Genomic DNA, 22,687 nt, shown 5'->3' on the forward strand with positions numbered 1-22,687 from the left:
CGGTGTAGAGGTCTGTGAAGGGTCCCTTCACGGACTCTGAGGCTGTGAAGGGACCCTTCACAGACCCGAAACCGGTCCGGCGCACGCCACGAGGTGGTCGCACACACCTCCGCATCGCCCACTGCCGGGCCCCCGACCAACTTTGCCGACACCCTGGACTCTCAGGCTGTGAAGGGACCCTTCACAGACCTCGCGCGAACCGGATCCGCTAGACCGGTCGGGGTAGGTGCTTGCCGAGGAAGCTCACCATGCTCGGCACCACGCTGCGGAAGAACGTGTCGCTGTGCTTGCCCTTCGCGGTGTAGGCCACGGCCGGGTGAGTGGCGGCGATGTATTCGCGGACGCCGGTGATGAACGAGTCCTCCGTGCCGCAGTAGATCGCGGTGGGGATGCCGGCGAGCGCCTCGGTGTGCCGGAGCGGGTCCAGGTCCGTCCAGTCGGTCAGGCCGGTGAAGATGTGGCGCTTGGCCATTTCCGGCCAGGACGTGATCAGCGCGGGGGAGATCGCGGCGAGCGCGGCCGGGGGCTGGCGGCGCTCGGCCCGGCGGCGGCCGTACAGCAGCGTGCCGAAGCCGCCCATCGACACGCCCGCGCAGGCGAAGGGCAGGCCGTCCGTGCCGCCGAACCCGCGCTGGCGCAGCCATTGCGGGACCTCTTCCAGCAGCATCGCCATCGGATCGTCGCCGGGGTGGACCTGGTGCCAGTAGTTGTCGCCGCCGTCCACGGCGACGTAGCCGTAGGCGGGCACGGACTTGCGCGCGACTTCGCTGCCGAGCTGCTTGAGCAGACCGCTCGGGCCCGCGGTGCGGGCGTTGCCGTGCAGGCCGTGCAGGAGCAGTGACATCGGCAGCCCGCGCTTCGGCTGCTTGCTCGGCAGCAGGAACACCAGGTTCACCATGCGCCCGCGGGCGGCGGAGTACACCCGCTCCACCCGCATGCTGCCCAGCTGCGTGACCGGAGTGGACGAGGCCACCCCGAGGGCGCGCTGCAACGCCGGGCTGAACGGGACGACGCCGGTGGCCGTGCCCACCGCGAGACCGGCCACGCCGAGTCCCGACGCGCCCGCGATCAGCAGCGAACGACGGCTCACTCGCCGCCGCTCCCCGGTTGGTTCGTCCACCTGAGCCTCCTATCCGCACAGGGTAGGACGCCGACGGGAGCAAGATCGTTGCGTCTGGTGATCTTTCCCGTGGATGTTAACCAAGTCATAACCGACACCGGACAACAAGGGCGGTTTCGGGCGGGCTCGGCCACTGTGGACGTTCCGGTGACTCCCATGTGGACTTTTGTGGACTTTCCACCGGGCCGGAATCCAATCGTGACATTGCCCCGGTACAAGCCCCGTCGAGCGGGGTGCCAGGTGCGCAAACTCGCCCCGGGCACCGGTGCTGCCCCGTCCGCGGAATCGTGGCGAGACGAACCAGACATACGACATTTGGGCGGTGCGAGGTCGACCGTTTGGTAATACATTTCCTGGACACCCGACTGTTCGGAGGACTCTGACAATGGCCGTCCCCGGCTTTCTCGCCCGTGCCCGTATCGTGGCCCCGCCGGGGTGGACCCGCTGGCTGGTGCCGCCTGCCGCGCTGTCGATTCACCTGTCGATCGGCCAGGCGTACGCGTGGAGCGTGTTCAAGACTCCGCTGGAGAAGACGCTGCACCTGTCGGGTACCGAGTCCGGTCTGCCGTTCCAGCTGGGCATCGTGATGCTCGGGCTGTCCGCGGCCTTCGGCGGGACTCTGGTCGAGAAGAACGGCCCGCGCTGGGCGATGGCCGTGGCCACGGTGTGCTTCTCCGCCGGATTCCTGATTTCCGCGCTCGGCGTGGCCACGGGCCAGTTCTGGCTCGTGGTGGCCGGTTACGGCGGGATCGGTGGTATCGGGCTGGGCATCGGCTACATCTCGCCGGTGTCCACGCTGATGAAATGGTTCCCGGACCGCCCGGGGATGGCGACCGGGATCGCGATCATGGGCTTCGGCGGCGGCGCGCTGGTCGCCTCGCCGTGGTCCTCGGCGATGCTCGGCGACCATCCGGAGACGAGCGATATCGCGGTGGCCTTCTTGATACACGGGCTGGTGTACGCGGTGTTCATGGGGCTCGGCGTGCTGCTGGTGCGCGTGCCCGCGGACGGCTGGCGCCCGGCCGTCTGGTCACCGGAGGCGGACGCGGCCAAGCCACTGGTCTCCACCGCGAGCGTCTCCGCGGCCAACGCCATCAAGACCCCGCAGTTCTGGCTCTTGTGGATTGTGTTGTGCCTCAACGTCACGGCGGGCATCGGCATCCTGGAGAAGGCAGCGCCGATGATCACGGACTTCTTCAAGGACACCTCGGCTCCGGTCGGCACGGCCGCCGCGGCCGGGTTCGTCGCCATGCTTTCGCTGACCAACATGCTCGGCCGGTTCGTCTGGTCCTGGCTGTCGGATATGGCCGGGCGTAAGAACATCTACCGGTTCTACCTCGGCGTGGGCGCGCTGCTGTACCTGGTGATCGCGCTGACCACGAACAGCTCCAAGCTGCTGTTCGTGCTGTGCGCGATGCTGATCCTTTCCTTCTATGGCGGCGGGTTCTCCACTCTCCCGGCGTACCTGAAGGACCTGTTCGGCACCTATCAGGTCGGCGCGATCCACGGCCGGCTGCTGACCGCCTGGTCGGTGGCCGGGGTGCTCGGCCCGCTGATCGTGGACGGGATCGCGGACAGCGAGAAGGCGGCCGGCAAGACCGGTCCGGATCTCTACTCGACGTCCTTTTACATCATGATCGGCCTGCTGGTGGTCGGCTTCGTCGCCAACGAACTCGTGCGCCCGGTCAAGGCGCGCTACCACGAACCGGTCCAGGAGATTCCGGTGGGAAGTGAGGCCCGATGAGCACCTCGACCCCGGCCGAGGGCCGGTCCACCGGACGTACCGCGCTGCTGGTGTTCGCCTGGCTGTGGGTGCTGGCCCCGTTCGCCTACGGCGTGCTCGAGCTGATCGCGAAGGTGGTCGACCTGTTCGGCGGCTGATCGCGCACTGTCCTTTGTGGTCAGTTCGGTGCTGATCCGCAGGCAGTTACCCGCTCAGTTCGGCGAGCAGGCTCTGCCGTGCGGAATGCACGTGGTCCTCGGCGGCGCGGGCGAGCCGTGCGGTCTCCCCGGCGCGGATGAGGGTCGCCAGCTCGCGGTGCTCGGCGACCACCCGCGCGCGGTAATGCCGGTGGCCGAGGGAAATCCGCTGCAGTTGGAACAGGAACACCTGTGAGCGCACCGCGTGCCACGCCTCGCGCAGCCGGGTGTTGCCCGCGGCGGCGTATACCTGGTCGTGGAACGCGATATCCAGGGCCAGCAGGCGGGGGCCGTCGGCGTCTTCGCGGACCGCGGTGGCCAGCTCGGCGACGAGGGAGTCCAGCCCGGCCAGCTCGTCCGGTGTGGCGTGCGTGTGCGCGGTGGTGGCGGCCAGCCGGTCCAGCGCGGCGCGGACGGAGTAGACCTCTTCCACGTCCGCGACGGTCACCTCGACCACGGTGGTCGGCCGGTGCCAGCCGCCGTGGATCAGGCCCTCGCGGGAGAGCAGCGCCAGGCCCTCCCGGACCGAACCGCGGCTGATCCCGAGCGAAGCGGCCAGCTCGACCTCGCGCAGCGGCGCGCCGGGACGGAAGTGACCGGCGAAAATCGCTTCCCGCACCCGGTCGGCGGCCTCCTCGGCGAGCCCGCGGCGGGCCGCCTTCCGGAGCTGGGTGACTTCCACGGGTTAATGTTGACATTTGGACATTCGCGAGTCAACGTGGGGTCACGAAGCCGAGCCCCGAGGAGTGCGCATGTCCGTCCGCCCCGCGTTCCACCTGGCCGTTCCGGTCGACGACCTGGGCCGCGCCCGCGCGTTCTACGGCGGGGTGCTCGGGCTCGCCGAGGGCCGCTCGGCACCGTCCTGGGTGGACTGGAACTTCCACGGTCACCAGGTGGTCACGCATCTGGTGCCGGGGGCGCGGGCGGAGGCGGGCCGCAATCCGGTGGACGGGCACGAGGTGCCGGTGCCGCATTTCGGGCTGGTGCTCGACGTGGCCGGGTTCCACGAGCTGGCCGGGAGGCTGCGGGCCGCGGGTACCGAGTTCGTGATCGAGCCGTATCAGCGCTTCGCCGGGGAGCCGGGGGAGCAGTGGACCATGTTCCTGCACGATCCGGCCGGCAATGCCTTGGAGTTCAAGGCGTTTCGTGACGAGTCGCAGTTGTTCGCGATATGAACGTCCTCGTCACGGGTGCCTCGCGCGGGATCGGGCGCGCCATCGCCGTCGCCTTCGCCACCCGGGGCGACCGGATCGCCGTCCACTGTGGATCGAACCGGGAGGCGGCCAGGGAGACGCTGGAGGCACTGCCCGGTTCCGGGCACGTGCTGGTGTCCGGCGACCTGGGCAACCCGGCCGCCGCGCAGTGGCTCGCCGACATCGCGGAAAAGCAGCTCGGCGGGGTCGATGTGCTGGTCAACAACGCCGCGGTCGGCACTTCGGCGGAGACGGCCACCCCGATCGCGGACGTCTCCTACGAGCACTGGCAGGAGGTCTGGCGCTCCACAGTGGACGTGAACCTGCTGGGCGCGGCCAACATCTCGTTCCATTTCGCGCGGCACCTGATCGCCCGCGGCGCGCCGGGCCGGATCGTGAACATCGGCTCGCGCGGGGCGTTCCGCGGGGAGCCCGAGCATCCGGCGTACGGGGCGAGCAAGGCGGCATTGCACGCGCTCGGCCAGTCTCTCGCGGTCGCGCTGGCCCCGCACGGGATTTCGGTCACCTCGGTCGCGCCGGGCTTCACCGCCACCGAGCGCCAGGCCGGGCGGCTGACCGACGAGATCCGCGAGCAGAGCCCGTTCGGCCGGGTCGCCGAGCCGGAGGAGATCGCCGACGCGGTGGTGTTCCTCGCCTCGGCGGAGGCGACCTGGGCCTCCGGTGCGATCCTCGATCTGAACGGGGCCTCGTACCTGCGCTGAGACTCCGTCAGGAGTGGTGGCGGGGTTCCAGTCGCACCACGATCGCCTTGGACACCGGCGTGTTGGACTTCTCCGCCACGGAATCCAGTGGTACCAGCGCATTCGCCTCGGGGAAGTACGCCGCCGCGCAGCCGCGGGCGGTCGGATAGGACACCGCGCGGAAGGCCGGTGCCCGGCGTTCGCCGTCGCGCCATTCCGAGACCAGGTCCACGATCTCGCCGTCGGCGATGCCCAGCGCGATCAGATCCTCCGGGTGCACGAACACCACGCGCCTGCCGTCCTCGATGCCGCGGTAGCGGTCGGAGAGGCCGTAGATGGTGGTGTTGTACTGATCGTGGCTACGCACGGTCTGCAGCAACAGCCTTCCTTCGGGCACCTTGGGAAAGTCCAGTTCGGACACTGTGAACATGCCCTTGCCGGTGGCGGTCCCCGTAAACCGGCGCGAATCCCGCGGCGGATGCGGCAGCACGAACCCGTCCGGCTCGCGGACGCGGCGGTTGTAGTCGTGACAGCCGGGCACGACGGCGGCGATGCGGTCGCGGATCAGGTCGTAATCCTGTTCGAAGGACTGCCACGGCACCGCATGCCCAGGCCCGAACAGCTGGTCGGCGAGCCGGCACACGATCGCCACTTCGGACAGCAGGTGTTCGCTCGCCGGGGCGAGCCGGCCGCGGGAGGCGTGCACCTGCGACATCGAATCCTCGACGGTCACGAACTGCCGTCCCGACTGCTGCTCGTCCCGCTCGGTGCGGCCGAGCGTGGGCAGGATCAGCGCGGTGCGCCCGGGTACCACGTGCGAACGGTTGAGCTTCGTCGACACGTGCACGGTCAGCGCGCAGGAACGCAGTGCTTCGGCGGTGCGCTCGGAATCCGGCGTCGCGGAGGCGAAATTGCCGCCCATGGCGAAGAAGACCTTGCCGCGCCCGTCGAGCATGGCGCGGATCGAGTCCACTGTGTCCCGGCCGTGCTTGCGCGGCACGGTGATGCCGAACTCGCCCTCGAGCGAGTCCATGAACTTCTCCGGCATCTTCTCCCAGATGCCCATGGTCCGGTCGCCTTGCACGTTCGAATGGCCGCGGACCGGGCACAGTCCCGCGCCCGGACGGCCGATCATGCCGCGGGCGAGCGCGAGGTTGGCGATCTCGGCGATCGTCGGCACCGCGTGCTTGTGCTGGGTCAGGCCCATCGCCCAGCAGTAGATGGTGCGTTCGGACCCGGCGATCATCCGGGCGAGATGTTCGACCTGCGTGCGGAGCAGGCCGGTCGCGCGCTCGGTCTCCGGCCAGTCGATCTCCCGCAGCTGCTTGGCCCAGTCCTCGAACCCGAGCGTCTCGTTCCGCACGAACTCGTGGTCGACGATCGAGCCCGGCGCCGCTTCCTCCCACCGCAGCAGCAGATGCCCGACCGCCTGGAACAGCGCGAGATCACCGCCCACGCGGATCTGCGCGAACTCGTCGGCCAGCGGCGTGCCCTTGCCCACCACACCGCGCACCAGCTGCGGATTCTTGAAACGCATCAGCCCGGCCTCGGGCAGCGGGTTCACCGCGACGATCCGCGCGCCGTTGCCCTTGGCCACTTCCAGCGCGGAAAGCATGCGCGGGTGGTTCGTGCCTGGGTTCTGCCCGACGACCACGATCAGGTCGGCCTGGTACAGATCGGCCAGCGTCACCGAGCCCTTGCCGACACCGATCGCCGCGGACAGCGCCGCCCCGGAGGATTCGTGGCACATGTTCGAGCAGTCCGGCAGGTTGTTCGTGCCGAACGAACGCACAAGCAGCTGGTAGACGAACGCGGCCTCGTTGCTGGTCCGGCCGGAGGTGTAGAAGATCGCCTCGTCCGGGCTCGCCAGCGCGCGCAGTTCGCCGGCCACCAGCTCGAACGCGTCCGCCCAGGAGATCGGCTCGTAGTGCGTGCCGCCTTCACGCAGCACGAGCGGCTCGGTCAGCCGGCCCTGCTGACCGAGCCAGAAATCCGTGTGCCCGGCCAGCTCCGCCACCGGGTGCGCGGCGAAGAACTCCCGGCCGATGTGGCGTTTCGTGGCCTCCTCGGCGACCGCTTTCGCGCCGTTCTCGCAGAATTCGGCGAGCTTGCGCTTCTCCCCGTCGACCTGGCGCGGCTCCGGCCACGCGCAGCCGGGGCAGTCGAACCCGGCCCGCTGGTTGAGCAACCGCAGCGTCCGCGCGGTCCGGACGACGCCCATCTGCTCGACTCCGCGGGCCAGCGACACCGCGACTCCGGGGATTCCGGCCGCCCAGGTCTTCGGCTTGCCCACTTCGAGGTGGGCTTCGTCCACATCGTTCGTCGGCGCTTCACGGGTCATGCCCTCATCGTGCGCCTGATTGGCCGGTTGCCCAAGTCGTGGCCGGAAAAGGCTGTGAAGGGCACCTTCACGGACGCGGAGTCCGTGAAGGTGCCCTTCACAGCCGTGCTCGGGGGCGGCGCGGCGTCAGCCGGAGCCGACCTGGTACTCGATCGAGGTTTCGTTCACGCCGGGGCCGCGCACCTCGTGCACGGTGACCGCGGCGGCCACCAGGACCACCAGGCCGATCAGCGCGGCGATGCCCGGCCAGCGGCTCGGGGCGGCCGTGCCGTAGCCCGCGCCGTGGCCGGCGGAGCGCGCGCGGCGTTCGCGGCGGCGCTTCTTCTTCAGCTCCTTCTTCGCGCCGAGCCACGCGTCCAGCTCGGCGTGCTTGCGCCATTCCGGGTCGATCAAGTCCGGATGGGTCTCGATCGAGTAGTCGTCCGGATCCTCCGGCCGGGTCATTCTTGCCACCTCTTTCCCCCTGAGCGAGCCCGCGGCGGCGGGTTCGTAGACTTGTCCATTGTGACCGAGAACGCTCCGCAGCAGAAAACCGACCTTCCGGGTGCCTGGGACCCGGCCGCCGAGGAAGCCCCGATGTACGACCGCTGGGTAGCGGCCGGGTACTTCACGGCCGATGCCTCGTCGGACAAGCCGCCGTTCTCGATCGTACTGCCGCCGCCGAACGTCACCGGCAGCCTGCACATGGGCCACGCGCTCAACCACACCCTGATGGACGCGATGAGCCGCCGCCGCCGGATGCAGGGCTACGAGGTGCTCTGGCTGCCGGGCATGGACCATGCGGGCATCGCCACGCAGAACGTGGTCGAGCGCCAGCTCGCGGGGGAGGGGCTCTCCCGCCACGACCTGGGCCGGGAGAAGTTCGTCGATCGTGTCTGGGAGTGGAAGGCGGAGTACGGCGGCCGGATCCTCGGCCAGATGAAGCGCCTCGGCGACAGCGTGGACTGGTCGCGCGAGCGGTTCACCATGGACGAGAACCTGTCGAAGGCCGTGCAGACGGTCTTCAAGAACTTCTACGACGCGGGCCTGATCTACCGCGCCGAGCGGATCATCAACTGGTGCCCGCGCTGTCAGACCGCGTTGTCGGACATCGAGGTGGACCACAGCGAGGACGAGGGCGAACTCGTCTCCATCCGCTACGGCGAGGGCGCGGACGCGATCGTCGTGGCGACCACCCGCGCGGAGACGATGCTGGGCGACACCGGCGTCGCCGTGCACCCCGAGGACGAGCGGTACGCGCACCTGGTCGGCACCGAGGTCGAGCTGCCGCTGACCGGGCGCCGCATCCCGATCATCGCGGACCGGCACGTGGACCCGGAGTTCGGCACCGGCGCGGTGAAGGTGACCCCGGCGCACGATCCGAACGACTTCGAGATCGGCCGCAGGCACGACCTGCCCATGCTGACCGTGATGAACGAGCGCGCGGAGATCACCGTGGCGGGCCCGTTCGAGGGACTGGACCGGTTCGAGGCGCGCCCGGCCGTGGTCGCCGCGCTGCGCGAGGACGGCCGGATCGTCGCGGAGAAGCGGCCGTACCTGCATTCGGTGGGGCACTGCTCGCGGTGTGACACCGTGGTGGAGCCGCGGCTGTCGCTGCAGTGGTGGGTCAAGGTGGCCGAGCTGGCCAAGGCCGCGGGCGACGCGGTGCGCGACGGCCGCACGAAGGTGCACCCGGTCGAGCTGGAGAAGCGGTACTTCGACTGGGTCGACAACATGCACGACTGGACGATCTCGCGCCAGCTGTGGTGGGGGCACCGGATCCCGGTCTGGTACGGCCCGGACGGCGAGGTCGTGTGCGTGGGCCCCGACGAGCAGCCGCCATCCGGCGAGGGCTGGACCCAGGATCCGGACGTGCTCGACACCTGGTTCTCCTCGGGCCTGTGGCCGATGTCGACCATGGGCTGGCCGGAGCAGACCGCCGACCTGGCGAAGTTCTATCCGACCAGCGTCCTGTCCACCGGCTACGACATCCTGTTCTTCTGGGTCGTGCGGATGATGATGTTCGGCGTGCAGGAGATGGACGGCCGTCAGCCGTTCGACCACGTCTACCTGCACGGGCTGATCCGCGATGCGAACGGCAAGAAGATGTCGAAGTCGCGCGGCAACGTGATCGACCCGCTGGAGTGGATGGACGCCTACGGGGCCGACGCCACCCGGTTCACCCTCGCCCGCGGCGCGAACCCGGGCGCGGACATGGCGCTGGCCGACGAATGGGCCGCGGGCTCGCGCAACTTCTGCACGAAGCTGTGGAACGCCAGCAAGTTCGCCATGATGAACGGCGCGGACGCCACCGGTGCGCTGCCCGCGCCCGGGGAGCTGACCGAGGCGGACCGCTGGATCCTGGGCAGGCTGGCCGCCACGGTGTCCGAAGTGGACGAACTGTTCGAGCAGTTCCAGTTCGCCAAGGTGGCGAACGCGCTGTACCAGTTCACCTGGAACGAGCTGTGCGACTGGTACCTCGAACTGGCGAAGGTGGCGCTGTACCAGGGTGACGAGGCTCGCGTCGCGGCCACGCGCGCGGTGCTCGGGCACGTGCTGGACGCGGTGCTGCGGCTGCTGCACCCGTTCATCCCGTTCGTCACCGAGAAGCTGTGGACCGCGCTGACCGGCGGGGAGTCGCTGGTGATCGCGGCCTGGCCGAAGCCGATCGAGGGCTACGCGGATCCGGCCGCCGCCGCGCGGATCGCGGACGTGCAGAAGCTGGTCACCGAGATCCGCCGGTTCCGGGCCGATCAGGGCCTGAAGCCGGGGCAGAAGGTGGTCGCGCGGCTCGCCGGGGAGGCGTTCCCGGCCGGGCACGAGGACGCGATCCGCTCGCTGGTCCGGCTCACCCCGCCCGGCGACGGGTTCGTGGTGAGCGCCTCGCTGGAGGTGGCGCTGGCCGGCGGCGTGGTCACCGTGGAGCTGGACACCTCCGGCACCATCGACGTGGCCGCCGAACGCAAGCGGCTGCAGAAGGATCTCGGCGCGGCGCAGAAGGAACTGGCCCAGACCGAGGGCAAGCTTGGCAACGAGTCGTTCATAGCGAAAGCCCCGGCTCCAGTGATCGAGAAGATCAAGGTGCGCCGGGAGACCGCCGCGGCGGACATCACCCGGATCGAGGCGAGGCTGGCTGCGTTGCCTGCTTCCTAGCGGGCTCTGTTCGATGCCACGTGGCATCGGCTCTTTCTGAGCGGTGGAGGGGCCTCGTGGTGGCTGTGCCGGAGTGGCCACCACGAGGCCCGACGCCGGCGGCGGTGACTCAGCCGCCCAGCTGCTGCCGGATCACCCCGGCGATGCCGGCCATTCCCGCGGCCAGCGGGTGGTACGCGGCCGCGGCGAACAGGTTCGTGTCCTTCCCGTTGATCCACGCCGCGTCGCCCGCACAGGCGTCGTGCCCGGCGGACGGGGTGTAGGTGTCCACATAGGATGCTTGGCCGTCGGCCCGTACGGCGTCCTCGATCGCCGCGTTCAGGGCCTTTTCGACGCTGGAGAGCCACGCGTAGTCGCCGTCCGCGAACGGCAGAATCTCCGGGCAGTGGCCGGATTCCGGGGCGATCCGGGGGTAGCCGACGGCGAGCACGCGCGCCTGCGGCGAGCGCGCGTGGATCCCCGCCAGCACCTGCCGCACGCGTTCCCCGGTCGCCGGGAGCAGCGCCTTGATCGTGTCCACCCCGTCCACCGTGAAGTGCTGCCGGCAAGGGTTGCCGGTGGGATCGCCCGGCCGCAGCCCGGGGCAGGTGCCGACGAGCTTGCCGAACACCTCGGAGTCGTTGCCGCCGATGCCGATGGTGATCAGGTCCGTGTCCGGGCGCAGGGCGGAGAACTGCGGCGGGTTCACGCCCAGCGGCACCTGCTGCTCCTGCCTCATGTGCGTGGTGTCCGCGCTGGAGCAGCTGACGTCGGTGTAGGAGTTAACGTGCAGGGCCGCGGCCACGCGCGCCGGATAGTTGCCGGTCGATCTCGCGCAGCCGAGCGGATCGAGCCGGAGAACGGGGATGAACGGCCCGGCGGTGTAGGAGTCGCCGAGCGCGACGTAGTGCCGGAAACCGGGCTGTGCGGCGGATGCGGCCGTCGCCGAGGTGCCGAGCAGCGCGAGCGCGGCCAGCATCGCGAGCACGAACCGGGTGGGGCGCATGGAGATCCCTTCGCCGGGGAACGCGGGACGGGCTCCACTTTCGGCCCGGACCGGGAGCGTTGCCTGCCGCCGTTCGGGTGGTCGGCGCGGAGGTTCACCCGGCAGCCGGGTGAACCTCGGATTCCCTTCCGCCCCAGGGCTTCCGGTAGCTCAGGAGGTACCGCCAGAAGAGCAGTGGCCGTAGCTCGCTGCCGGGCAGCAGACGGGCCGCGTCGCGGCGTACGTCGGACAGCGCGGGGAACTCCATCCGCACGGGGGCCTTCGGCACGGGGTCGGCGCCGCCGTTGAGCCGGTCTCCGGCCGCGACCACCAGCCGGGCCGCGAGGTTGGCCGGGGCTGCGACGAGTTCCCTCGCGTAGTCACGGGGGCTGCTGGGGCGGGCGCACCCCAGCACGGCCAGCACCCCGCCGGGCGCGAGTGCGCGGCGGAACTTCAGCACCGTGTCGAACGGCACATGGTGCAGCGACGCGAGGCAGGAGATGAACGCGTACGCGCCGGGTTCAAGCTGTACGTCGGTGACGTCCGCGTGCCGGTAGGAGACCGTGGGGCTGGTTGCTGTCGCGTGGGCGACGAGGTCTGCGGCTTGGTCGATGCCTTCCACGGTCAGGCCCGTTGCGGCGAGCTTTCGTGCGAATCGGCCGTGGCCGCAGCCGACGTCGAGTGCTCGGCCTGGTCCCGGAGGTGCTAGCCGCAGCAGTTGCGGGTGGTAGTGGTGGTTGTGGTCGAATGGCATGCCCCGACCCTGCCATGCCTGGCGGCGGTGCCGGACCTGGTTCCCCGGCGAGGATGCCGAACTGCGCGAGCTGGACGACGAGGGTATCCGGGAGACACCCAGCGACGCGCAAGCGCGCCCGGCGCCGACCCTTGACAACTTCGTGGCGCAGGTCCAGGCGTCCCCCGATGTGGCCGCGCCCGCTGACACGAACAGAAAGAGGACAACTGCATGAGCACCCCGACCCACGGAGGTCGTGCTGGCACCCCGCCCGGGGCACTGCTGCCCGCTGCCCCGGTGCGGCTGTTCTATATCGACGACTCCGGCGCCGAAGACACCGGCTGGGCGGTGTTCGCCTGGATCGAGTGCACGTTCCCAAACTGGTCCAACGGTCTACGCGCCTGGCTGGATCTGCGGAAATCGCTGTATGCGCAGTACCAGATCCCGCCATCCGCCGAACTGCACGCGACCCAGTTCATCAATGGACGCGGGAAGCCCTCGCAGAACCCTGGGGTGAACATATCCAAGCGGGCGCGCCAAGAGGTTGCCGAGCGGGCGCTGGCCACGATCTGCGCGTGCGCCGAGCTGCATGTCGGTGCGGTCTACCGCCAGACGCCGGCGCGCAAGAAGGCGTACGCGGTCGAGCGGGATGCCACCTACGTCGGCCTGGTCGACCACCTCGACACCCGCCTCGGCGTCGCCGGGGAGAACGGGATGATCATCATGGACGGCAATGGCACTGCGTCGGGCGCCTACTACGCCGCCCACCGCGGGCTCAAGCTGAGCTCGCGGAACCTGATCGAAGACCCACTATTCGTCCCGGCGCACCGCTCAGCCTGGGTACAGATGGCGGACTTCGTGGCATGGACGACGTACCAGTGCCTGCAACGGCATCCGGGCAAGCGGTTCACGTGGGACTGGTACGACCGGTACTTGCGTGCCTGCGATGTCAACGGTGGCCCGGTGGAGGTCTGAAAGACCCCCGAAAAAAGCTAGACCTGCCAATCCACATGTGTGGGGCAGGTCCGCGACGAAAGAATACCACAACGTCGCACGGCGTCGCAGGCGCTGGCACAGTCGCGACTACCGTAATAGCTAGGACACCGTGTCGGGGGCCGGTTGCTGTCGCGTGGGCGACGAGGTCTGCGGCTTGCATGGCATGCCCCGACCCTGCCATGCCTGACGGCGGGAACGGGCCGGGTAGGCTGGTCACGCCGGTTCGGCATAGGGCATACCGCCTGGTCGGCCGGGCTGGAGGCGCCGTTTCCCGGCGCTGTGCGACGTCGTCGAGGAGCAAGTGCGTGCCGCGTGGTGAGGGCGGCGGTCCGGAAGGGCCGTTCGGTGCCGAGGAATCCGAAGAGCCCGGCGGGCGGCCCCGGCGGCCCGATCTCGCGGATCCGGACAGCTTCGCCGGCGTGGACGAGCTGGGCGGGCCGTCCGGCGATGACGACGGTATCGACGACAGCATCGAGCCCGACCTGGACGCACCCGACGCGGCCTACACCGTGGGCGGCGGCGCCGGTGGCGGGATCGGCGGAATCGGCCAGCTCGGCGACAACCTCGCCCTCGGCCCGGTGCCGGACCTGGTCGCCGGCGAGGGTGCCGAGCTGCACGAGCTGGACGACGAGGGCGTCCTGGAGACACCCGGCGACGAACACGGCCCGGAGGCCCGCCGGGCGCTGATGGCGGTCGAGGCGGAGCTGAATCAGCGCTGGCCGGAGACGAAGATCGCCCCTTCACTGGCCCGGATCCAGGCGTTGGTCACGCTGCTCGGCGAGCCGCAGCGCGGATACCCGGTGCTGCACGTGGCCGGGACCAACGGCAAGGGCTCGGTTACCCGCATGATCGACTCGCTGCTCACCCGCATGGGCCTGCGCGTCGGCCGCTACACGAGCCCGCATCTGCAGCTGGTGACCGAGCGGATCGCGCTGGACGGGCAGCCGATCTCCGCGGCCCGCTACGCCGAACTGTACGACGACATCGCCCCGTACGTCGCGATGGTCGACGGGGCGAGCGAAGACGGCGTGCCGATGAGCAAGTTCGAGGTGCTCACCGGGATGGCATTCGCCGCGTTCTCCGACGCGCCGGTGGAGGCCGCCGTCGTCGAGGCGGGCATGGGCGGGGCCTGGGACGCCACGAACGTGGCCGATGGCCAGGTCGCGGTCATCACCCCGATCGGGTTGGACCACACCGACTATCTCGGCCCCGCCGCGGTCGACGCGGCACGTGAGAAGGCCGGGATCATCAAGCCCGGCTCTGTTGCGGTCCTCGCCGAGCAGGACACCGACGTGCTGAACGTGCTGCTGGCGCGGGCGGTCGAGGTGGACGCCGCGGTGGCCCGCGCGGGCAGCGAGTTCGGCGTGCTGGAGCGGGAGGTCGCGGTCGGCGGCCAGATGCTGAAGCTGCAAGGCCTCGGCGGGGTGTACGACGAGATCTTCCTGCCGCTGCACGGCGCGCACCAGGCGGCGAACGCGGCGCTCGCGCTCGCGGCCGTGGAGGCGTTCTTCGGCGCGGGCAAGGACAAACAGCTGGTGCTGGAGGCCGTGCGGGAGGGATTCGCCGAGATCACGAACCCGGGCCGGCTGGAGCGGGTCCGGGCCGCGCCCGCGGTCCTGATCGACGCCGCGCACAACCCGATGGGTGCCCGGGCCCTGGCCACCACGGTCACCGAGGAATTCGCGTTCCGGCGGCTGGTCGCGGTCGTCGGGGTGCTGACGGACAAGGACGCCAGGGGCATCCTGGAGGCGTTGGAACCGGTGGTGTCCGACATCGTGGTCACCCGCAACTCCTCGCCCCGGTCGATGCCGGTCGAGGAGCTGGCGCAGCTGGCGGTGTCGGTGTTCGGTGAGGAACGGGTGCTGGCCGACCAGGACCTGGGTACCGCGATCGAGACCGCGATCGGGCTGGTGGAACAGTCCGACGATCCGGAGGAGCCGCTGTCCGGTGGCGGGGTGCTGGTCACCGGTTCGGTGGTCACCGCGGGCGAGGCGCGTACGTTGTTCGGAAAGGAGCCGGCATGAGTGAGAACGACACTCCGGAGCCCCCCGCGGCGCCCCGGCCACCGTCGAAGGATCCGATGAAGGGCTTCCGTGGGGTGCTCTCCGGAACCCTGATCATGGAGGCGATCACGGTCGCGCTCGCGCTGCCGGTGGTGGCGAAGCTCGGTGGTGGTGGTGGTGTCACCAGCTTCACCGGCTGGACGGTGATCGCGATCGCCGCCGCGCTGATCGTGCTGTGCGGGATGCTCAAGCACCGGTGGGCGGTGCCGGTGGTGCTGGTGCTGCAGGTGGCGCTGATCGCGATGGCCTTCGTGCTGCCCGCGATCGCCATTCTCGGCGTGCTGTTCCTCGCCGCGTTCCTCTGGTTCCTGTGGCTGCGCCGCGATGTCGCCCGCCGGATGGCCGCCGGGACGCTGGCCAGTCAGCAGCCGCAGTCCTGATGGGTCGCCGGCCTGGCGGGCTGCCCTCGGTTCGGTGGCCGCGGTTCTGACGGGCTGCCTCGGTGTGACGGTCGTGGTTCTGGCTGGCTCGGCCTTGACCGGGGTCGCGGCTTGACGGCTGCAGTCTTGACCGGTACTGCAGTCTGGACAGGTCACAGCCGCGACCGGCTTCCGTCTCGTCGGGCCGCAGCTGACAAGTCTCAGCCCTGACGCCTCGGCCTGACTGGCCTCTTGATGGATCTCAATGGGCCGGTATCGCCCGATGGGCCGCCGGTGCGGCGATCCGCCAGTGGCGCCCGCGCCGCCGAGTCCGCCCGCGCCGCCGCTCACGAGCGGAGGGGCGCGCCGCGAAGCTGTCGCCGGTGAGACCCATCAGCACCGGATACCGGACTTCTCCCTGCAGCAACTCCGTATCCCGCGGCCGCCCTTCCTCCCGGAAGCCGAGTTCACTGTGCAGGGCCAGCGAGGCGAAGTTGCCGCCGTTGATGCTGACCTCGCACTTGCGGTAGCACTGCTGCTCGAACATATACGACAGCAGCACGGTCACGGCGTCGGCCGCGTAGCCGCAGCGCCGGTGTTGCGCCCCGATGCCGACGCCGTAGCTGAACCAGCCGGACGCCGGATCAGCCCGAACCCAGAGCGACCCGACCACCGTCCGGTTGCGCAACGTCTCGATCGCGAAGTGCCCGTCGTCGCCGGCTGGGGAGGTGCCGCGCCGGTGCGTCGCCCAGTGCCGGTAGCCCCCTGGCTCCTGCTCCGCGGCCCGATCGAACCCGGCCAGGGTCCGGCGATCCGCTGGGCGGACTTCACGTAACCGGACCTGCGATCCGCACCGGCCGTCGCCGACGAGCAAGCCGTGCTGCGAACCGGACCGAGACACATTCGTGATCATCGGCAGCGATCGTACCCGTCGCGGCGCGGCGTTCCCGGGGGTGCCGGGCGACGAGGTGCCTCACCGGCCTACGAAGATCGGTGGTCTCCCCTCCGCCCGTGCGGCCAGTGCCTCCAGCGAGTCCGCGGTCGCCATGGCGACGCCCTGATGCGATGCGATCAGATCGAGCGCGGACTTCAGGTCGCCGTGCTCGGACTGGCGGACCGCGGTCTTGATCATCTGGCTCGCGGCCGGTGGCTGGCCGGCCAGGTGCCGGGCGAATTCGCCGAGCCGGTCGTCGAGATCGCCGGCGGGGCAGAGTTCGTCGACGATGCCCAGTCGAGTGCGTGCCGGGCGGTGATGAACTCGCCGGTCCACAGTAGACGCAGCGCCCGGGACCGGCCGATCATGCGTGGCAGGTAGTAACAGCCGCGGTCGGGCTGACCGGGACGCCGGAAGAGATGAAGGACGATCTCGAACGCTGGGGAGGCCTGCTGAGCGAGCGGGCCGGGCAGTGGTCGGCGAGGGTCCCCGGCTCCTCCTGAACCCGGTTGGCACAGGATTGCGCCGGGCGCCCGCTTCGCGCACGGACAATGCTTGCAGCAGCCTCTTTCGTGGAATTTTCGCAATCATTCGCCTCGGCGATTGCCCTAGCGTGAGCCGAAACGTCGAGGGATTGCGAGAGGTGAGACATGACCACCACTTCAGGCGAGCGTCAGGCCGTGGATTCTGTGGATTCCCTGTCGGCGCAGGAGGAATTCTGGGACACCGCGAGGCGGCACCTGATCCGGTACGGCCGTGGCGGTTTCGTCCCGGCGATCATCGAGCGGGCCGAGGGCGCGCATCTGTACGACGAATCCGGGCGCATGATCATCGACTTCACGTCGGGGCAGATGAGTTCGCTGCTGGGCCATTCGCATCCGGCCATCGTGGCGACGGTGCGGGAGTCGATCGCCACGCTGGACCATTTGTTCAGCGGCATGCTGAGCCGTCCGGTCGTCGACCTGGCCGCGGCGCTCGCGCGTACTCTTCCCGAGCCGTTGTGCAAGACCATGATCCTCAGCACCGGCGGTGAATCGAACGAGGCCGCCATCAAGATGGCGAAGCTCTATACCGGCAAGCACGAAATCGTCACCTTCGACCAGTCCTACCACGGCGTCACGCACGCGTCGGGTGCCGCGACCTACAGCCTTTCACGCGCGGGCTATGGCCCGGTCGTGCCGGGAAACCTCATCATCCCGACGCCGAATTCCTACCGTTCGGTGTTCCGCAAGGACGGGGTGCACGACTGGCAGACCGAACTCGACTACGGTTTCGCGATGGTCGACCGTCAGTCGGTGGGCAGTCTGGCGGCTTTCATCGCCGAACCGCTGCTGAGCACCGGCGGCATCATCGAACCGCCGACGGGATACTTCGCCGCTCTGCGCAAGAAATGCGACGAGCGTGGCATGCTCCTGATCGTCGACGAGGCGCAGACGGGGTTGTGCCGCACAGGTGACTGGTACGCGTTCCAGCGGCACGGCGTGGTCCCGGACATCCTCACCTTGTCGAAGACGCTCGGCGCGGGCCTGCCGGTGTCGGCGGTGGTGACCTCCGACGAGATCGAAACCACTTGCAGTGACCGGGGTTTCATGTTCACCACCACGCACGTGTCCGATCCGCTGGCCGCGGCCGTGGGCCGCACGGTGCTCCGCACGCTCGAAGAGGGACGGTTCGAACTCACTGCGCAGCGCCTCGGCGAACGGCTGCGCCGCGGGCTGCTGGACCTTCAGCAGCGGCACGAACGCATCGGTGACGTCCGCGGTCGCGGGCTGCTGCAGGGCATCGAACTCGTCATGGACCGGAAGACGAAGGAACCCGCCGACGATTACGGAACGCATGTCACGGCGGCCTGTTTCGACCTCGGCCTGCATCTCAACATCGCGCAGCTGCCCGGTGTCAACAGCATCCTGCGGCTGGCTCCGCCGCTGACGATCAGCGAGCCGGACCTCGACACCGGGCTCGGCATTCTCGACCAGGCCCTCACCATCGCCGCCGAACGCTGATGGGCGCCGGTCTCGCTTACAGCAGAACCGGCAGCTGGGCGCTAGACCGTCGGGCGGCGCTTGACGGTCGACATCGGGAATCGCGATTGGAGCTTCCCGATTCCCGGCAGCGTCAGGAGCTTGTCGGTGACGAACGCCTCGTACCCGGCGAGATCCTTGGTCGCCACCAGCACGTGCAGGTCCGGCGAGCCGAACATCCGCCGTGCTTCGAGGACTTCGTCGTATGCGATCAGTTCCGCGACGAATCGCTTGGCACTGGCCGGGGACTGGTCGGCGAGGTCGATGTCCACCAGCACCTCGAACGCGCGATCGATGGCCGAGGGCTCGATGCTGGCGTGGTAGCCGGTGATGATGCCTTCGTCTTCGAGCCGCTTGACGCGCCGCAGGCAGGGCGAAGGCGTCAGCCCGACCGCGTCGGCCAGTTCCAGGTTGGACTGCCGGCAATTGCGTCTCAGCTGGTCGATGATTGCGCGATCGATGCGGTCCATACGTCGATTATCGCGCGGCAAGCGGGATTTCGCGCACCTCTGTGCCCAGAACTTGGGGTACGAGCACAATCGAGCCGACCCGAGCGCAGGAGCCAGTGGCGAACGTGGAGTACCGCCTCGCCCCCGAAACGTCGTTCCCTGGCCCGCTGAACGACTGTTACGCGGCATTGCGGTACGTCCACGAGCACAGCGCCGAGCTGGGACTGGATCCGGCGCGCATCGCTGTCGGCGGATCGAGCGCGGGCGGGGGACTGGCTGCGGGCACGGTGCTGAAGGCGCGCGATGAGGGCGTGGTCCCGGTACGCCGCGCCGGTCTTGTCACCGGCGCGGCGCCCGGTCAGCTGGTGCGCGCCGAGATGGTGGGGATCGAGGCCAGAAGCTGCTTCGTGTACGGATCGGACGGTGTCTCGAAGACCGCGGCTGTGGAACCGCTCTCGACCACGCGGCCCTTCTGCATCACGGCCACGTCGTCGCACAGGCGCTGCACGACACCGAGATCGTGGGTGATGAAGAGGACGGCCAGCCCAAGCGACTCCGCAAGTTCGCGAAGCAGGTTGAGCACGGTCGCCTGCACCGAGACGTCGAGAGCGGAGGTCGGCTCGTCCGCGACGATGACCTCCGGCTCGGTGGCCAACGCGCGCGCGATGCTCGCACGCTGACGCTGCCCGCCGGACAGCGATCCCGGCTTGGCTTCGAGCGCACTCGACGACAGGCCCACCCGGTCGATCAGATCCACGGCGCGGCTGCGTGCCGCGGATCGGTCCATCCCGCCCGTCCGGAGCAGCTCGACGAGGACCTGCCCGACGGTCAGCGAAGGGTTCAAGGCCGAGGACGGATCCTGGAACACCATCTGCATCCTTCGCCGTACCGCACGGGGACGTTTGCGCGGCAGGACCTCGCCACCCAGCCGGATCTCACCGTGCTGCGGCCTGATGAGCCCGACCGCGGCCTTGGCCAGACTGGATTTCCCCGACCCGGACTCACCGACCACCCCGACGATCTGGCCGCGCTCCACCGTGAGGCTCACGCGGTCGACCGCCAGGTGCGCGGTGCCGCGGGTGAACCTGCCGGTACGTCCGTAGGTGACCGAGACGTCGTCGATCTCAAGCATCGGCATGGGGTGCCTCCGGGTTGGGCGGCCAGCCGCCTTGCTCGACGGGCCGGGCGAATCCGGCGGCCACGTCCTCGGGGCGGATACAGCTGACGAGGTGCCGATCACCGTGGCGGACCACGGGCACCGGTGCCGACGTGCATTCCGGGACGGCCCACGGGCACCGTTCGGCGAAGCGGCAGCCGACGATCTCCCCGGGCCGCTGGGGCGGGATCCCGCCGATCGCGAACAGCGGCTCATCCGGCCGGCCCGCGGACGGGCTCGACCGGAGGAGACCGGCCGTGTACGCGTGTCGTGGGGAACGCAGGATCTCTTCGGTGGGGCCGGTTTCGATCGTCTGGCCCGCGTACATCACCGCGACCCGGTCCGAGACTTTGGAGATGACGGCGAGATCGTGCGACACGAAGAGCATCGCCAGCTGTCGCTCTTGGCGCAACCGGTGGAGCAGATCGAGAATGATCGCCTGGGTCGTGACATCCAGCGCCGTGGTCGGCTCGTCGCAGAGCAGGATCTGGGGTTCGCAGGCCAGCGCGGCGGCGATCAGCACCCGTTGCCGCAACCCGCCGGACAGCTGGTGCGGATAACACTTCGCGACGCGCTCCGCGTCCTTGATCCCGACGTCCCGCATCAGGTCGAGCGCCTGCCGGTCCGCGGCCTTCCGGGCGAGCCCGTGATGCTGGACCAGGGGTTCCCGCATGGTGCGCCGGATGGTGAAGGTCGGGTTCAGCGCCCGCATCGGGTCCTGGAAGACCATCCCGACACGGCGTCCGCCGGTGTCGATCCGGCCGGCCGCCTGCGTGATCCCCGGCGGGAGCAGGCCCGCGATGGCCCGGACGGTCAGCGTCTTGCCCGAGCCCGATTCGCCCACCAGGCCAAGGCATTCGCCGGCGCCGAGGTCGAGCGCGACGTCGGTGACGAGCAGGCCCTGCGGCCCGGACAGCGACAGGCCGGAGACGGCCACCGCCGGCGACGCGGCCTTGCCCGTGGTCTCAGTGGTCATCGAGACGTTCCCCGATCAGCATCAGGCCCGAACCGATGAGCGCGATCAGGAAACCCGGTGCCGCGATGAGCCACCACTGCTGCTGCATGTACGGCTGGGCTTCGGCGATCATCGCCCCCCAATCCGGGGTCGGTGGCTGGATGCCCAGCCCGAGGTAGGAGAAGGACGCCAGGCCCAGCAGCACGAACATCACGTCGGTGACCAGCACGGTCAGCGAGCTGCGCAGCACGTTCGGCAGCAGGTGACGCAGCAGGGTCCGGAAATGGGAGATCCCGCCGAGCCGGGCCGCCGAGATGTAGTCCTCGTTCTTGACCCGCAGGACCACGGAACGGACGACTCGCGCGTAGCCGACCCAGCCGACCAGCGTGAAGGCGATCAGCAGGCTCTTGACCCCCGAGCCCGCGACCGCGATCAGCGTGATGATCAGTACGTAGACCGGGAAGGCGAGCACGAGATCGACGAGCCGGGTGACGGCGAGGTCCCAGATCGAGCCGAAGTACGCCGCGATCCCGCCGATCACCGTGCCCGCGATGAACGGCAGCAGGGCCCCGAGGATCCCGACGCCCAGATCGACCCGCGCCGCCGCGACCAGCCGCGAGAGGGTGTCCCTGCCGAGCGCGTCGGTGCCCAGCCAGTGTGCCGCGGACGGGGAAGCGAGGCGGTTCAGCAGATCCTGCGCGTTGGGGTCGTACGGGACGATGTACGGGCCGAGGGCCGCGAGCAGCACCGCGACGCCGATGATGACCAGCCCGATCCGGAAACCCAGCCGCCGCGCGGGCCGGCGCGTGGCCGTCGCGACGGCCACGTGACCCGCGGTGGCGCCGGCACTCAGCTCGCTCATGAGACCCTCACTCTGGGATCGACGATCGCCGACAGCGCGTCGCCGATCAGGCTGAACGAGATCACCAGGACCGCGAACAGCAGGGTGATGCCGTTGATCATCGGATAGTCGCGCTGGGTGATGGCCGTGACCAGCCCGGACCCCAGGCCCGGCAGCTGGAAGGTGTTCTCGACGATCACCGAGCCGAACAGCAGGTAGCCCGCCTGGATCGAGACCACCGCGATCGCCGGGACAGCCGCGTTGGGCAACGCGTGCCGGAGCAGGAGACGGCGGCGCGGGACTCCCCTCGAAGCCGCCGCCTCCACGTACCCGGAACCCAGCGACTCGATCAGGTTGGCGCGCAACACCCTTACCTGGATGGGTGCGGTGGCGATCGCGAGCGTGATCGCCGGGAGCACGATGCTGCGGAAGTGCTCGACGGTTGTGTCCCCGAAACCGCCCACGGGGAACCAGCCGGTGGGGAGCGCGAAGACGAGCACGAGCAGCAGGCCGCTCCAGAACGTGGGCACGGCGATGGAGGTCACCGTGAACGTCCTGATCGCACTGTCCACCCAGGTGCCCCGGTACCGGGCCGCCAGTGTGGCCAGCGTGATCGACAGGAGCAGGGACAGGATCAGCCCCGCCACCAGCAGCCAGGCCGTGGCGGCGAAGCGATCCCAGACCAGTCCGCCGACCGGCTCCAGGCTGCTGTAGGAACGGCCGAAGTCGCCGTGGAGCACGTCGCCTGCGTAGGACCAGAACTGCGTCCACAGTGGACGATCCAGGCCGAGCTGGTGGTTCATCGCGTC

22 protein-coding genes and 1 pseudogene are annotated in these 22,687 nt (G+C 69.6%); 10 read left to right on the forward strand and 13 right to left on the reverse strand.

The window, feature by feature from the left end:
- Positions 1–208: 208 nt before the first annotated feature.
- Entirely contained in the window at positions 209–1,120 is a 912-nt protein-coding gene (locus D5S19_RS11450) for an alpha/beta hydrolase (RefSeq protein WP_120023338.1), read from the reverse strand.
- Between the two features lie 385 nt (positions 1,121–1,505).
- Between D5S19_RS11450 and D5S19_RS11455 the strand changes: the two genes are divergently transcribed.
- Both D5S19_RS11455 and D5S19_RS32455 read left to right on the forward strand, forming a co-directional pair.
- Positions 1,506–2,864 (forward strand): L-lactate MFS transporter, encoded by a 1,359-nt coding sequence (locus tag D5S19_RS11455; protein ID WP_120023339.1) that lies wholly within the window; start codon positions 1,506–1,508, stop codon positions 2,862–2,864.
- On the forward strand, positions 2,861–3,001 hold the full coding sequence (locus D5S19_RS32455; RefSeq protein WP_199730449.1) for an MFS transporter small subunit: 141 nt from the start codon (positions 2,861–2,863) through the stop codon (positions 2,999–3,001). The genes D5S19_RS11455 and D5S19_RS32455 overlap by 4 nt, the downstream gene beginning before the upstream one ends.
- 46 nt (positions 3,002–3,047) lie before the next feature.
- Here D5S19_RS32455 and D5S19_RS11460 read toward each other — a convergent pair whose 3' ends face one another.
- Entirely contained in the window at positions 3,048–3,722 is a 675-nt protein-coding gene (locus D5S19_RS11460) for a GntR family transcriptional regulator (RefSeq protein ID WP_120023340.1), read from the reverse strand.
- 70 nt (positions 3,723–3,792) lie between these two features.
- Between D5S19_RS11460 and D5S19_RS11465 the strand changes: the two genes are divergently transcribed.
- Entirely contained in the window at positions 3,793–4,215 is a 423-nt protein-coding gene (locus D5S19_RS11465) for a VOC family protein (protein WP_120023341.1), read from the forward strand.
- Complete coding sequence (locus tag D5S19_RS11470) at positions 4,212–4,955, forward strand: SDR family NAD(P)-dependent oxidoreductase (protein WP_120023342.1); 744 nt, start codon at positions 4,212–4,214, stop codon at positions 4,953–4,955. Before D5S19_RS11465 ends, D5S19_RS11470 begins: the two co-directional genes overlap by 4 nt.
- Positions 4,956–4,962: 7 nt before the next feature.
- Here D5S19_RS11470 and D5S19_RS11475 read toward each other — a convergent pair whose 3' ends face one another.
- Positions 4,963–7,275, reverse strand: a complete 2,313-nt coding sequence (locus D5S19_RS11475; protein ID WP_120023343.1) for an FdhF/YdeP family oxidoreductase — start codon at positions 7,273–7,275, stop codon at positions 4,963–4,965.
- A 126-nt stretch (positions 7,276–7,401) separates the two neighbouring features.
- The gene (locus D5S19_RS11480; protein WP_098514073.1) at positions 7,402–7,719 is read right to left on the reverse strand and encodes a hypothetical protein; all 318 of its coding nucleotides are present in this window, start codon (positions 7,717–7,719) and stop codon (positions 7,402–7,404) included.
- 60 nt (positions 7,720–7,779) lie between these two features.
- Here D5S19_RS11480 and D5S19_RS11485 point away from each other — a divergent pair, with 60 nt between their 5' ends.
- Positions 7,780–10,407, forward strand: coding sequence for a valine--tRNA ligase (locus D5S19_RS11485; protein WP_120023344.1), 2,628 nt, complete (start codon positions 7,780–7,782; stop codon positions 10,405–10,407).
- A 109-nt stretch (positions 10,408–10,516) separates the two neighbouring features.
- Here the strand turns inward: D5S19_RS11485 and D5S19_RS11490 are convergent, their stop codons facing one another.
- Together D5S19_RS11490 and D5S19_RS11495 are read right to left on the reverse strand one after the other, a co-directional pair.
- On the reverse strand, positions 10,517–11,392 hold the full coding sequence (locus D5S19_RS11490; protein WP_120023345.1) for an SGNH/GDSL hydrolase family protein: 876 nt from the start codon (positions 11,390–11,392) through the stop codon (positions 10,517–10,519).
- A gap of 94 nt (positions 11,393–11,486) precedes the next feature.
- A complete protein-coding gene (locus D5S19_RS11495; protein ID WP_120023346.1) occupies positions 11,487–12,125 on the reverse strand; it encodes a class I SAM-dependent methyltransferase in 639 nt (212 codons plus the stop codon).
- Between the two features lie 210 nt (positions 12,126–12,335).
- Here D5S19_RS11495 and D5S19_RS11500 point away from each other — a divergent pair, with 210 nt between their 5' ends.
- The 3 genes from D5S19_RS11500 to D5S19_RS11510 all read left to right on the forward strand — a co-directional run bounded on the left by D5S19_RS11500 (position 12,336) and on the right by D5S19_RS11510 (position 15,543).
- Positions 12,336–13,079, forward strand: a complete 744-nt coding sequence (locus tag D5S19_RS11500) for a DUF3800 domain-containing protein (RefSeq protein WP_233573838.1) — start codon at positions 12,336–12,338, stop codon at positions 13,077–13,079.
- Positions 13,080–13,405: 326 nt separating this feature from the next.
- Positions 13,406–15,124 carry a bifunctional tetrahydrofolate synthase/dihydrofolate synthase gene (gene folC / locus D5S19_RS11505; RefSeq protein WP_120023347.1) on the forward strand — a complete coding sequence of 573 codons (1,719 nt, stop codon included), beginning with the start codon at positions 13,406–13,408 and terminating at the stop codon, positions 15,122–15,124.
- The gene (locus tag D5S19_RS11510) at positions 15,121–15,543 is read left to right on the forward strand and encodes a DUF4233 domain-containing protein (protein WP_120023348.1); all 423 of its coding nucleotides are present in this window, start codon (positions 15,121–15,123) and stop codon (positions 15,541–15,543) included. The genes folC and D5S19_RS11510 overlap by 4 nt, the downstream gene beginning before the upstream one ends.
- 241 nt (positions 15,544–15,784) lie before the next feature.
- Here D5S19_RS11510 and D5S19_RS11515 read toward each other — a convergent pair whose 3' ends face one another.
- Together D5S19_RS11515 and D5S19_RS11520 are read right to left on the reverse strand one after the other, a co-directional pair.
- On the reverse strand, positions 15,785–16,435 hold the full coding sequence (locus tag D5S19_RS11515; RefSeq protein WP_120023349.1) for a GNAT family N-acetyltransferase: 651 nt from the start codon (positions 16,433–16,435) through the stop codon (positions 15,785–15,787).
- A gap of 60 nt (positions 16,436–16,495) precedes the next feature.
- The gene (locus D5S19_RS11520) at positions 16,496–16,792 is read right to left on the reverse strand and encodes an enoyl-CoA hydratase/isomerase family protein (protein ID WP_120023350.1); all 297 of its coding nucleotides are present in this window, start codon (positions 16,790–16,792) and stop codon (positions 16,496–16,498) included.
- Positions 16,793–17,106: 314 nt separating this feature from the next.
- On the opposite strand from D5S19_RS11520, the gene D5S19_RS11525 reads away from it, so the two are divergent.
- A complete protein-coding gene (locus tag D5S19_RS11525; RefSeq protein ID WP_120023351.1) occupies positions 17,107–18,459 on the forward strand; it encodes an aspartate aminotransferase family protein in 1,353 nt (450 codons plus the stop codon).
- Positions 18,460–18,500: 41 nt separating this feature from the next.
- Here the strand turns inward: D5S19_RS11525 and D5S19_RS11530 are convergent, their stop codons facing one another.
- Positions 18,501–18,947: an Lrp/AsnC family transcriptional regulator gene (locus D5S19_RS11530; protein ID WP_120023352.1), complete on the reverse strand. Its 447-nt coding sequence runs from the start codon at positions 18,945–18,947 to the stop codon at positions 18,501–18,503.
- Between the two features lie 41 nt (positions 18,948–18,988).
- Here D5S19_RS11530 and D5S19_RS11535 point away from each other — a divergent pair.
- Positions 18,989–19,258: pseudogene (locus D5S19_RS11535) on the forward strand (alpha/beta hydrolase fold domain-containing protein); the annotation flags it as partial.
- A 26-nt stretch (positions 19,259–19,284) separates the two neighbouring features.
- Here the strand turns inward: D5S19_RS11535 and D5S19_RS11540 are convergent.
- From D5S19_RS11540 to D5S19_RS11555, 4 genes are read right to left on the reverse strand one after another with little or no spacing between them, the layout of a single operon-like run.
- Positions 19,285–20,064, reverse strand: coding sequence for an ABC transporter ATP-binding protein (locus D5S19_RS11540; protein ID WP_120023353.1), 780 nt, complete (start codon positions 20,062–20,064; stop codon positions 19,285–19,287).
- Positions 20,051–21,058, reverse strand: a complete 1,008-nt coding sequence (locus D5S19_RS11545) for an ABC transporter ATP-binding protein (protein ID WP_120023354.1) — start codon at positions 21,056–21,058, stop codon at positions 20,051–20,053. The genes D5S19_RS11540 and D5S19_RS11545 overlap by 14 nt, the downstream gene beginning before the upstream one ends.
- The gene (locus D5S19_RS11550) at positions 21,048–21,899 is read right to left on the reverse strand and encodes an ABC transporter permease (protein ID WP_120023355.1); all 852 of its coding nucleotides are present in this window, start codon (positions 21,897–21,899) and stop codon (positions 21,048–21,050) included. Before D5S19_RS11550 ends, D5S19_RS11545 begins: the two co-directional genes overlap by 11 nt.
- Entirely contained in the window at positions 21,896–22,681 is a 786-nt protein-coding gene (locus tag D5S19_RS11555) for an ABC transporter permease (protein WP_147397374.1), read from the reverse strand. The genes D5S19_RS11550 and D5S19_RS11555 overlap by 4 nt, the downstream gene beginning before the upstream one ends.
- Positions 22,682–22,687 lie beyond the last annotated feature (6 nt).

Source organism: Amycolatopsis panacis (assembly GCF_003600245.1).
In the GTDB taxonomy this organism is placed as follows: domain Bacteria; phylum Actinomycetota; class Actinomycetes; order Mycobacteriales; family Pseudonocardiaceae; genus Amycolatopsis; species Amycolatopsis sulphurea.